The sequence below is a fragment of the Roseiarcus fermentans genome (assembly GCF_003315135.1).
Taxonomy (GTDB): Bacteria; Pseudomonadota; Alphaproteobacteria; order Rhizobiales; family Beijerinckiaceae; genus Roseiarcus; species Roseiarcus fermentans.
On sequence record NZ_QNRK01000006.1, the window covers coordinates 172,332 to 184,139 of the forward strand.

10 protein-coding genes are annotated in these 11,808 nt (G+C 68.5%); 6 read left to right on the plus strand and 4 right to left on the minus strand.

Translation table 11 applies throughout. The annotated features are described in order from the left end of the window. Window positions 1-10 precede the first annotated feature (10 nt). Window positions 11-397, minus strand: coding sequence for a hypothetical protein (locus DFR50_RS07165; RefSeq protein ID WP_113888512.1), 387 nt, complete (start codon window positions 395-397; stop codon window positions 11-13). Window positions 398-803: 406 nt separating this feature from the next. On the opposite strand from DFR50_RS07165, the gene DFR50_RS07170 reads away from it, so the two are divergent. The 6 genes from DFR50_RS07170 (at window position 804) to DFR50_RS07195 (ending at window position 8,145) form a co-directional block, all read left to right on the plus strand. After that, on the plus strand, window positions 804-1,382 hold the full coding sequence (locus DFR50_RS07170; RefSeq protein WP_113888513.1) for a hypothetical protein: 579 nt from the start codon (window positions 804-806) through the stop codon (window positions 1,380-1,382). Window positions 1,383-1,677: 295 nt separating this feature from the next. Further along, window positions 1,678-3,069, plus strand: coding sequence for a cytochrome ubiquinol oxidase subunit I (locus tag DFR50_RS07175; protein ID WP_113888514.1), 1,392 nt, complete (start codon window positions 1,678-1,680; stop codon window positions 3,067-3,069). A 4-nt stretch (window positions 3,070-3,073) separates the two neighbouring features. Then, on the plus strand, window positions 3,074-4,087 hold the full coding sequence (gene cydB / locus DFR50_RS07180) for a cytochrome d ubiquinol oxidase subunit II (protein WP_113888515.1): 1,014 nt from the start codon (window positions 3,074-3,076) through the stop codon (window positions 4,085-4,087). 49 nt (window positions 4,088-4,136) lie between these two features. Next, window positions 4,137-4,760: an alpha/beta hydrolase gene (locus DFR50_RS07185; protein ID WP_113888516.1), complete on the plus strand. Its 624-nt coding sequence runs from the start codon at window positions 4,137-4,139 to the stop codon at window positions 4,758-4,760. Window positions 4,761-4,864: 104 nt separating this feature from the next. Next, a complete protein-coding gene (locus DFR50_RS07190) occupies window positions 4,865-6,523 on the plus strand; it encodes a fatty acyl-CoA synthetase (protein WP_113888517.1) in 1,659 nt (552 codons plus the stop codon). Further along, complete coding sequence (locus DFR50_RS07195) at window positions 6,436-8,145, plus strand: thiamine pyrophosphate-dependent enzyme (RefSeq protein WP_113888518.1); 1,710 nt, start codon at window positions 6,436-6,438, stop codon at window positions 8,143-8,145. The genes DFR50_RS07190 and DFR50_RS07195 overlap by 88 nt, the downstream gene beginning before the upstream one ends. An 81-nt stretch (window positions 8,146-8,226) precedes the next feature. Here the strand turns inward: DFR50_RS07195 and DFR50_RS07200 are convergent, their stop codons facing one another. From DFR50_RS07200 to DFR50_RS07215, 3 genes are all read right to left on the minus strand, one after another. Then, entirely contained in the window at window positions 8,227-9,411 is a 1,185-nt protein-coding gene (locus DFR50_RS07200; RefSeq protein WP_113888519.1) for a phenylacetate--CoA ligase family protein, read from the minus strand. A gap of 11 nt (window positions 9,412-9,422) precedes the next feature. Beyond that, window positions 9,423-10,253, minus strand: coding sequence for an ABC transporter ATP-binding protein (locus DFR50_RS07205; protein WP_113888520.1), 831 nt, complete (start codon window positions 10,251-10,253; stop codon window positions 9,423-9,425). Between the two features lie 232 nt (window positions 10,254-10,485). Next, window positions 10,486-11,799: an ABC transporter substrate-binding protein gene (locus DFR50_RS07215; protein ID WP_113888522.1), complete on the minus strand. Its 1,314-nt coding sequence runs from the start codon at window positions 11,797-11,799 to the stop codon at window positions 10,486-10,488. Between the last annotated feature and the right edge of the window lie 9 nt (window positions 11,800-11,808).

Below are 11,808 nucleotides of genomic sequence, written 5' to 3' on the forward strand. Positions count from 1 at the left end.
CGATGTGGCGTCAGACGATCTCGGGGAGGCGGACGCCCTTCTCGACGCGCTTCGACAGGCCGCGCTCGAGCAGGCTCGGGACATAGGCGCCGACGCCGGGCGGCAGGTCCTGAAGCGACAGGAAGCGCCCGTCCTTCAGGCGCAGGCCGTCGCGATAGAGGCCGGTTTCACGCTGGGCGAACACGGTCTCGACCTCGGGGCCGATGCCGTAGGTCTTCTGCATAGCCGCCGGAACGTCGGTCAGCACCACCCTGGTGTCGCACTGAACGCAAACCGGAACCCTCGGATCGCCGGGGGCGGCGAAACCGACCGAACCGCTGGGGAAACGGGTTGAGACGTACAGTTCGCCCTCGCGCGCGGGGCGGGAGCCATACATTTCCAACGAATAGTCGCACATGACGCTCACTCCGTGCTCATGCGCCCGCCCAGCATCTTCCACTTCGGGAAAGTTCGTTGTTCTCGTGCTTTAAAAAGCATGCTGAACCGGCAATAGGGCTTAATTGCGTTTGCGCGGCGGCTTCGGCGGGGACGCCGCGGTCTCCGGGGCCGCTCGGGCGGCGGTCGCATTCGCCCGTCCGCTTTCGCTCTCCGCCCAGCTCGAGGCTGCGGCGACGCCAGCCCAGGGCCAGTGCGCAGCCGTTGAAATGCGGCGGGATACTCGGAAATCCGCAAAATTGTCGCAAAATGGCAATCAACATGCTTGTTACGTAACGTTGGGGAAGTTATGTAATCGTCGTGAGCGCACGCCGTCGACATTTGCCGCGGCGCCCGCGTTGGGGGGACGAGAGACTGTGGAGGCTTTGATGAAGACGATTATGGTGACGGCTGCCGCGCTTTTGGCGGTCTCGGGAGCGGCGGCGAACGCTGCGACGGTCCGAGAAACGTTCACATTCGATGACGCGAGCAACACGGTGGCGTCGGGGTGGTTCACCTACGATTCGTCCAAGAGCGGCGTATTGGGCTATGGCGACCTCGAAGGCTTCTCGTTGAGCGTGCTAGGGTCGACCTACGACCTCTCGTTCGTTCAGGGGCTGACCGATCCTTCCGACTACGTGTACTTCGGCTACGACACGGCATCCATGACCTTTGTACCGGCTTCGATCTCTGGCTACGCAGGAGCTTACAGCGGAATTCTCGCCGGCCTCGGCTACTCACCGAATACCGGCTTCTTCTTCGACCCGCTTGTCGGAGAGGCGGATCCGGCGGGAACCGGAGCCGATGGGGTGTTCGGCAACTACGTCAACGCCACTCAAGCGAACGCCACCGCGCTCAGCGTTTCCGTCGTCCCCGAGCTCTCGACCTGGGCGATGATGGGAGCAGGCTTCGCCGCGCTCGCCTTCGTAGGCTACCGCAGGAGCCGCCCGGCGGGCGTGATCGCGTAAGACGCGCCGCAAGGCGAACGTCCGGGGCCGCTCTTCGGGGCGGCCTTTTTTCGTGCGTCGGTCGGATCGGCCGGCGGGAGTTGCGCAATCGGTGACAGCCTGCGCACGGACGCGGGCGTCAGGCCCGGCTTCGGCCTTGCTCCCCGCGCCGAGCCTTGGGGCCGCATCCGACCCTCCGACGGTGGGGGCCGCGGCCCCGGCGCTCCGCCGGCTGCAGAACGTATTGGACTTGTCGTCATCCCCCCTTAAGGTGCACTCGGCGACGACGCGGTTGTCTGCGAAGGGGGTTGGTTTCTTGCATCTCGATCCGCTGATCCTGTCGCGGCTCCAGTTCGCCTGGGTCGTGGCGTGGCATTTCCTGATGCCGGCCTTCACCGTCGGCCTCGCTTCCTTCATCGCCCTGATGGAGGGGCTGCACCTCGTCACCAAGAATCCCGTCTACCTGCGTGTTTCGGTGTTCTGGACCAAGATCTTCGCGATCTCATTCGGCATGGGCGTGGTGTCGGGCGTCACCATGCCGTTTCAGTTCGGCACCAACTGGAGCCGCTACTCCGACGCCGTCGCCGACATCGTCGCGCCGCTGCTCGGCTACGAGGGCCTGACCGCCTTCTTTCTCGAGGCCGGCTTCCTCGGGGTGCTGCTGTTCGGGCGAAAGCTTCTGCCGCCCTGGGCGCATTTCTTTTCCGCGCTGATGGTGGCGCTGGGAACGCTCGCCTCGACCTTCTGGATCCTGTCCAACAACAGCTGGATGCAGACGCCGGCGGGCTACGCGATGGTCGACGGGCGGTTCGAGCCGAGGGACTGGCTCGAGATCGTCTTCAACCCGTCGTTCCCCTACCGGCTCGCCCACGTGGTGACTGCGGTCTACATCACCACCGGCTTCGTCGTCGTCGGCGTCGCGTCCTGGTGGCTCTTGCGCCGGCGCTTCTACGAGGAAGCGCGCGTCATGCTGTCGATGACGCTGTGGCTGCTCACCGTCCTCGTGCCGCTTCAAGCGATGATCGGCGACCAGCACGGCCTCGACACGGTAAAATACCAGCCGGCCAAGCTCGCCGGCATCGAGGCGATCTGGGAGGGCGGCCGGCGGCTGCCCTGGGTGGTGTTCGCCATCCCCGACGACGCGGCCGAGAAGAACCTGTACGAGGTGTCGATTCCCGACCTCGGCAGCGTGATCCTCACCCATGACGTGAACGGCGAGGTGCACGGCCTGAAAGACTTTCCGCCTCAGGATCGCCCCCCGGTCGCCTTTCCCTTCTTCGGCTTCCGCATCATGCTGCTGTGCTGGGGGGTGATGATGCTGGTGGTGGTCCTGAGCTGGTGGCTGAGGATCAGGGACCGGCTCTACGACGCGGACTGGTACCATCGGCTCTGCACGCTCGCCGCCCCGGTCGGCTTCGTCGCCGTGATCGCCGGGTGGGTGACGACCGAGGTCGGCCGGCAGCCGTGGACGGTCTACGGCCAGCTGCGCACCGCCGATTCGGTGTCGCCGTCGCTAACCGGCGTGGACGTCGGGATTTCGCTGCTCGGCTACACCGTCGTTTACGTCGTGATGTTCTCGGCCGGCATCGCCATGATGATGCGCGTCTTCAGGGACGGGCCGGTCGCGGCGGATATGCCGGGCATCATCGCCAGCGGCCGGCCCGAGGGCCCGGTCCGGGCCATGCCGCAAGCCGGATCGGAGGGCTGACCCGATGAGCGCCCTTGTTCTCGACCTCGTCCCGATTTGGACGGCGGTGCTCGCCGTCGGCGTCTTTCTCTACGTGCTGCTCGACGGCTTCGACCTCGGCGTCGGCATTCTCTACGGCTTCGCGCCCGACCTCCGCTCGCGCAACCTGGCGATGAACTCGATCGCTCCCGTCTGGGACGGCAACGAGACCTGGCTGATCCTCGGCGGCGTCGCGCTGATGGCCGCCTTTCCGCTCGCCTTCGCCATCATCCTGCCGGCGCTGTATTTCCCGATCATCCTGATGCTGCTCGCGCTGGTGTTCCGCGGCGTCGCGTTCGAGTTCCGCTTTCGCGACGCCGAGCATCGCGGCTTCTGGGATCACGCTTTCTGCTGGGGCTCGGCGCTGGCCACGTTCGCGCAAGGGGTGGTGCTGGGCGCCTTCGTCCAGGGGTTCGCGGTCGACGGCCGCCATTTCTCCGGCGGTTCGTTCGACTGCTTCACGCCGTTCTCGCTGCTCACCGGCGTCGCCCTGATGTTCGGCTACGCGCTGCTCGGCGCGGGGTGGCTGGTGCTCAAGACGACCGGACCGCTTCAGGACATGGCGCGCCGGCTCGGCCGCTACGCCTTCGTCGGCGTGCTGATCGCCGTCGTCGCGGTCAGCGTGTGGACGCCGACCATGGATCCCCACATCCTGGCGCGCTGGTTCACGTGGCCGAACATGGCGTATCTCGCGCCGGTGCCGGTCGTGACCGCGCTCGTGGCGCTCGCCGAGTGGCGGGCGCTCAACGACCGTTCGGAGGCCGCGCCGTTTCTTTGGGCGGTCGTCCTGTTCGCAATGTCCTATCTCGGCCTCGCGATCAGCCTGTTCCCGATGATCGTGCCGTACAAGTACACGATTTGGCAGGCCGCCTCGTCCGAATCGACGCAGGCCTTCCTGCTGGTCGGGGTGCTGATTCTCCTGCCGGTCGTCCTCCTCTACACCGCCTGGTCGTACTGGGTGTTCCGCGGCAAGGTGCGGGCGGACATCGGCTATCACTGACGAGGGCTTCTCCCGCCCCGGGGGACAGTCGCCAAGGAGCTCTACCCGCATGCCTTCCGCGCCCGACAGCCTGGTCATCCTGTTGCACGGCGTCGGCTCCGACGGCGCCGACATGATCCCGATCGGCGAGGCGCTCGCCGGCTTCCTGCCCGGCGCCCGCTTCGTGGCGCCCGACGCGCCCTTTTCCTTCGACGGCGGCGGCATGGGCCGGCAATGGTTTTCGATCGTCGGCGTCGACGCCGACAATCGGGCGGCGCGGGTCGCGGCGGCGCGGGCGGGGTTCGACCGCGTCGTCGCCCATGAGATCGCGCGGGCGGGCTTCGGCGACCGCCTCGGCCGGGTCGCCCTGTTCGGCTTCTCGCAGGGCGCGATCCTGTCGCTCGACGCGCTGGTCGATGGCCGCTGGCCGGTCGGCGCGGTCGTGGCCGCGTCCGGACGGCTGGTCGGGCCAGTCGGGCCGAATCCCGCGCGCGTCCCCACGCTCCTGCTCCACGGCGAGGGCGACGACGTGATTCCGGCCGCCGAGACGGTCCGCGCCGAGCGCATCCTCGGCGCCGCCGGCCTTCCGGTCGAGGCGCACGTCTTTCCCGGCCTCGGGCACTCGGTGTCGCCGAAAGGTCTGCAGACCGCCCGCGCGTTCCTGTCGCGCGCGCTGGCGCCGACGGCCGCGTGACCGGGCGGGCCGGCCGCTCCCCTATTGTCGCCGCCATCCGGGCGCCCTACGGTCGCAGAGGAACGCGCCCGCGAAGGGGCGCGGTTTTTTTGGGGGGAGGCGCCATGGATCCGGCTCTCCGGCGGCAGACGCTCGCCGACACGCTTCGGCGCAGCGCGTGGCGCGCTCCGGAGCGGCTCGGACTGGCCTGCGGCGCGATCCGCTGGAGCTACCGCGAACTCCACGCGCGTTGCGAGCGGCTGGCGGCGGGGCTCGCGGGCCGCGGCATCGGGCGGGGCGACCGCGTCGCGGTGCGTTATGCGCTGATGCGCCTCGGCGCGGTGATGGTTCCGATCAACTTCATGCTGCAGCCGGACGACGTCGCCTTCGTCCTGAACCATTCCGGCGCGCGCCTGCTCGCCTGCGACGGTGGCATGGCCGAGGTGGCGGCGAAGGCGGCCGCGGCCGCGCCGACAGTCGCCGAATTGCTGTGGCTACCGTCCGAGGACGGAACGGCGCCCGCCGAAGGCATGACCAATGCGCTCGCCCTGATCGAGGCGGGCGGCGAACCGCCCGGCGACGGGCCCGACAGCTTCGACGTGGCGCAGATCGTCTACACCAGCGGCGCCGACTCGCGGCCCAAGGGCGTGCGGCTCACCCACGACGCGATCCTCTGGCAATACGTGAGCTGCATGGTCGACGCCGCCATCTGCGGCGACGACGTGACCGTGCACGCGCTGCCGCTCTACCATTGCGCGCAACTCGACGTGTTCCTCGGGCCCTCGATCCACGCCGGCGGGGTCAACATCGTCACGGCGAAGCCCGTCCCCGACACCATCGTCCGACTGATCGAGACCGAGCGCGCGACCTCGTTCTTCGCGCCGCCGACGGTCTGGATCTCGATGTTGCGTGCGCCGGGCTTCGACGCGGCGGACCTGTCGAGCCTGACGAAAGGCTACTACGCCGCCTCGATCATGCCGGTCGAGGTGATGCGCGAGATGGCGCGGCGGATGCCGAACGTCCGCCTGTGCAACCTCTACGGCCAGACCGAGATCGCCCCGCTCGCGACCCTGCTGGGACCCGAGGACCAGCTGCGCAAGCCCGGCTCCTGCGGACGGCCCGCGCTCAACGTCGCGACCCGCGTGGTCGACGACTCCCTGCACGACGTGAAGCCCGGCGAGATCGGCGAGATCGTCTACCGCTCGCCCGATCTGATGACCGGCTATGACAACGACGAAGCGCGCACCGCCGAGGCCTTTCGCGGCGGCTGGTTCCACTCCGGCGATCTCGCGACCATCGACGAGGAGGGCTACATCAGCGTCGTCGACCGCAAGAAGGACATGATCAAGACTGGCGGCGAGAACGTCGCGAGCCGCGAGGTCGAGGAGGCGATCTACCGGCTCGGCGGCGTGTCCGAGGTCGCGGTGATCGACGTGCCGCATCCGCGCTGGGTCGAGGCGGTGGTGGCGGTGGTCGCGCCGAAGGACGGCGCCGCGCTCGATCCCGATCGCGTGCTCGAGCACGCGCACAAGGCGCCTGCCGGCTTCACGGTCCCCAAGCGCGTGGTGATCGCGCAGACGCTGCCGAAGAACCCGAGCGGGAAGAGTCTCAACAGTTGCGCGAGGAGCATCTCGCAGAGTTCGGGTAAGCGAGCGCCGTCGGAGCGGCGTTCGAGATCGAGAGCAGGAGAGGCGGAATGGGCAAGCGGGTCGCGGATGTCATCGTCGAGATTCTGCAGGAGGCGGGCGTCAAGCGCTGCTGGGGCGTGCCGGGCGACACGCTGAATTACGTCACCGACGCCATCCGCCGCAGCCCGATCGAATGGGTGCACGTGCGGCACGAAGAGGTCGGTGGATTCGCGGCCGGCGCCGATTCGATGATCACCGGCGATCTTGTCGCCTGCGCGGGATCGTGCGGACCGGGCAGCCTGCATTTCGTAAACGGACTGTTCGAGTCGCACCGCAACCGGGCGCCGGTCGTGCTGATCGCGAGCCAGGTCACGCGCGACGAACTCGGCTTCGACTTTCCCCAGGAGGTCGATTTCATGCCGATCTACAAACAGTGCAGCGTCTTCTGCGAGGAAATCCGCACGCCCGCGCAGGCGCGGCGCAAGACCGCGATGGCGGCGCAGGCGGCGCTGATGAAGCGCGGCGTGGCGGTGCTGATCCTGCCGGTCGACGTGTCGCAGGCCGAGGCGCCGGACGAGCCCGGCTTCGCCGTTCACGTCTCGCGTCCGGTCATCCGCCCGTCCGATGACGAACTCGACCGCATCGCCGAGATTCTGAATGGCGGGAAGCGTGTCGCGATCTACGGCGGCTCGGGATGCGAGGACGCCCACGACGCGCTCGTCGCGCTGGCCGACCGTCTCAAGGCCCCGGTCGCGCACACCTCGCGGGCCAAGGACTTCGTCGAATACGACAACCCGTTCAACGTCGGCATGACCGGCCTGCTCGGCAACGCGGGCGGCTGTCACACCGTGGCGACGTGCGACACGCTGCTGCTGCTCGGCTGCGACTTCGCCTGGCGCCAGTTCTATCCCGATCAGGCCCGGATCGTGCAAGTCGACATCGACCCGACCCACATCGGCCGCCGCCATCCGGTCGAGGTCGGCGTCGTCGGCGACGTGAAGGCGACGCTCGACGCCCTCCTCTCCCGAATCGCGGCGCGGCAGGACAGGGCCTTCCTCGACGAGTGCCTCGATCGGCACGCCAGGGCGATGCAGGCGCTCGACGAGCGCGAGACGATCGGGCGCGGCGGGAAGATCCACCCGCAATACCTCGCCCGCCTGATCGACCGGCACGCCGCCGACGACGCCATCTTCACCGCCGACGGCGGCACCGCGACCGTCTGGGTCCTGCGCCACACCCGCGCCACCGGCAAGCGGCGCACCATCATCAGTCTGACGCACGGGACGATGGCCAACGCGATGCCGCAGGCGCTCGGCGCCAAGAAGGCGGCGCCGGACCGGCAGGTGATCTCGCTCAGCGGCGACGGCGGCCTGACGATGCTGCTGGGCGACCTGATTACGGCCGTCCAGGAGAAAATCCCGATCAAGATCGCCGTGGTCAACAACGGCAAGCTCGGCTTCGTCGAGCTGGAGATGAAGGGCGACGGACTGCTCGACGCCTATACGAACCTCGACAACCCGGACTTCGCCCGGGTCGCCGGGGCGATCGGTTTTCAGGCGCAGCGGGTGGAGAAGGCCGAGGACCTGGAGGCGGCGGTCAGCGCCTGGATCGCCGCCCCTGGCCCGGCGCTGATCGACGTCGTCACGGACCCGATGGAGCTCGTGATGCCGCCGAAATTCGAGGCCGATCAGGTGTTCGGCATGGCGCTCTATTCCGTCAAGGCCGTGCTCGCCGGCCGCGGCAAGGACGTGTGGGAGCTCGCGACCGACGCGGTGTGAGCGAGGGGGCGGGAGGCGGGCGCTGGCGGCGGCGCGAGTCGTGCGCCTGTCGCTCCGGGGTCTCGCCTCAGTCTCCGCCCCTCACTCCACCGGCCGCTCGTCGGAAATAATCTTCCCGTCGTTCGGCAGCGCGCCGGGCGCGACCAGCCGCACTTCGCCGCGCAGCTTGGTCAGCGCCTGCAGCGTCGCCGCGACGGCGGCGGCGAGCGCGTCGCTGGCGGCAGGCGTCTCGGCATGCAGGGTCATCGCGTCCTGTTCGCCCGTCCTCGTCACGACGAGGCGGACCGCGCCGAGTCCGGCGTGGCGCTTTCCCGCCTCGACCACCTGGCCCGGATGGACGAACAGGCCCCTGACCTTGGTCGACTGGTCGGCGCGCCCCATCCAGCCCCTGAGCCGTCCGGGCGCCGCCCATTGCGAGAGGTCGCCGGTCGCGAAGCGCAGCAGCGAATAGTCGCCGACGAGCCGCGTCGCCACCACCTCGCCGACCTTGCCGGCCGGGGCGGGGTCGTCGGTCCCCGGCGTCACGATTTCCACGATCAGGTCGTCGTTGACGGCGAGGCCCGGCATCAGGTTTCCGTTCGTGTCGTCGGTCTCCCAGGCGATCGCGCCGAGATCGGCGGTGGCGTAAGCCTGCCGGGTGCGAATTCCGGCGCCTTCCAGCTCGGCGCGCAGCGTCGGCGGCAGCGCCGCGCTGGAGACGAGCGCCTTTGTCAGCGACGAGACGTCCGCCCTCAGCGTCCGCGCCTTGTCGAGCACGATCTTGAGGAAGTCGGGCGGCCCGGCGTAGACGCTCGGCCTGAGATGCGCGATCGCGGCGATCAGTTGCTCGGTGTTGCCGGGCCCGGCCGGGATGACCGGGCAGCCGAGCGCCATGGCGCCGCTTTCGAGGATTCTTCCGCCCGGCGTCAGGTGATAGGAGAAGCAGTTGACGACGATGTCGCCGCGCGCGACGCCGGCGGCGGCGAAGGCTCTCGCCGCGCCCCACGGGTCGGCGCCCGCCTGCTCCGGCTCGTAGATGCCGCCGGGCGAAGCGAACAGGCGCAGGAAGGCGTCGGTCGGCGCGGCGGCCAGCGCGCCGAACGGCGGCGCGGCGCGCTGCATGTCGGCGAGCGCGGATTTGCGCAGCACCGGAATCGCCGCCAGGTCGGCCGGCGCGCGCAGCGAAGAAATGTCGACGTCGCCGATCTGGCGGGCGAGCGCGGGACTCCTGCCGTGCAACGCGCCGAGCCGGTCGCGCAAGCGCTCGAAACGGGCGACGTCGCTCATGGGCAATCCTCTCACGCCAGCCAGCGCTTGCGGCGCTTGTAGCTCTTCACCGTCTTGAACGAGCGCCGGTTCTCGCCGGCGACGCCGAGATAGAACTCGCGCACGTCCTCGTTGGTCCGGAGCGCCTCGGCCGCGCCGTCGAGCACCACCCGGCCGGTCTCGAGTATATAGCCGAAGCTGGCGTAGCGCAGCGCGATGTTGGTGTTCTGTTCGGCGAGCAGGAAGGAGACGCCCTCGCGCTCGTTGAGCCTCCTCACGATGGCGAAAATCTCCTCGACCACCTGCGGCGCGAGCCCCATCGACGGCTCGTCGAGCAGAATGAGCTTCGGCTTCGACATCATCGCCCGGCCGATGGCGCACATCTGCTGCTCGCCGCCCGACGCATATCCGGCCTGGGTTTGCCGGCGCTCCTTCAGGCGCGGGAAGAGCGCGTAGATCGCCTCGAGGTCGCGCCGGATCGCCGTGCGGCCATCGCGGCGGGTGAAGGCGCCGGTGAGCAGGTTCTCCTCGATCGTCAGGTGGGCGAAACAGTGCCGGCCCTCCATCACCTGGATGGCGCCGCGGCGCACGAGATCGTTGGCCGACAGCCGCTCGACCCGCTCGCCCTCGAACAGAATCGCGCCCTTGGTCACCTCGCCGCGCTCGGCCCGCAGGAGGTTCGAGATCGCCTTCAGCGTCGTGGTCTTGCCGGCGCCGTTGGCGCCGAGCAGCGCCACGATGCCGCCTTGCGGCACGGTGAGCGACACGCCCTTCAGGACGAGCGCGATGGAATTGTAGATCACCTCGATGTTCTGCACCTCGAGGATCGGGGTGGGGGAGGGGAACGGTGCGGTCTTGGTCACGGCGAAGGGCGCCCTTCGTGGGTGCGCGCCAGCGAGGGCGGTTCGCGGGCGCCTTCCCTTCCCCAGCTTGCTGGGGAAGGTGGCCCGTCAGGGCCGGATGGGGTGCGGAAAGCAGGCCTCCATTGGCGACAAGCAGACGGCGATGGTTGAGCAATCCGCCCAGCGTCGATGAAGCGCACCTTCCCCAACATTCGTTGGGGAAGGGTAGAATCCGAGGTCCGGTCGTGGGCGCTCACTTGTTGTCGCAGACCTCGCTGCGAACCGGCCAGGCGTTCTTCTGGGCGTAGTTCGCCGCCGCCTCGTCGAGCAGCGGCCGGACTCTCGCCGTGTCGGGGCCGATCGGGTCGCTGGCCTTCACCCATTTCGCGCCGTCCCATTGCTGGACGAAGGTCGCCGAATGGCTGTTATGGTCGAGGCAGGTGGTCTTCAACGGCCCGGCGAAGTTTTCAAGGCCGAGCGCCTTGAACCGCGCCGCGTCGAGGTCGAGATTTTCCAGCCCGCGGCGCACGTCTTCGCCGGTGACCGCCTTCTTGCCGGTGATTGCTTGCGCCCGCGCGATCGCCTCGGCGATCAGCACCGAATTGTAGACGCCGCGGTTGTAGAGCACCGAGCCGACTTCGTCCTTCGGCGTCTGGCTCTGGCCGGTCCCGATCACCAGCTTCTGGATGTCGGCCAGCGCCGGGAAATTCGCGCCGGTCGCGTGCCAGTTGAGCTCCCGGAAGCCCTTGGCGCCGTCGCCGGCCGCGGCCACGTCCGCGTCGTTCGGCCACCAGATCGAGATGAACTTGTCCATCGGGAACTCGGCCTTGACCGCTTCCTTGATCGCCGTCGGATTCATCGCGCCCCAGCCGTACATGACCAAAAGGTCGGGCTTGTCGCGGCGGATGTCGAGCCACTTCGACGACTGGTTCTGCATGTCGGCGGCGGCCACCGGATAGAGCTTCAGGCTGAACCCGATCTCCTTGGCCAGCGTCTGGAACAGCGGGATCGGCTCCTTGCCGAAGCCGGCGTCGAAATAGAGGTAGCCGACGGTCTTGCCTTTGAGCCCTTCGATCGAGCCGCCGCCGGCGCTCTTCAGGATCTCGCTGAGACCGTCCCAATAGGTCGCGGGCGGGTTGAACACCCAGGGGAAGACGTCGCCCTTGGCCGAGGCCGAGAGTCCGTAGGCCATCGACAGGATCGGAATCTTGTCGACCGCGGCCTTCGGGATTAGCGACAGGGTGATGCCGGTCGACCACGGATTGACCAGCACCGGGTTCTTCGGCTTCACCGAGTCGTAGCACTCGAGGCCCTTCTTTGTGTCGTAACCGGTCTCGCATTCGTCGACGACGAGCTTGACGCCGCCGATGCCGCCGTCGCGCGCGTTGAGCATGGCGAGATAGTCGTGCATGCCGTCGGCGATCGGCGTTCCCGAGCCCGCGAACGGGCCGGTTCGATAGGTGAACAGCGGGACGTAGATCGAGTCGTCGGCCAGCGCCGCGCCCGCCGGCAGGGCGAGGCCGAGGGCGATCCCGCCGACGAGGCTCTTCAACAGGCTTCTCTTCATTCGCGTCTC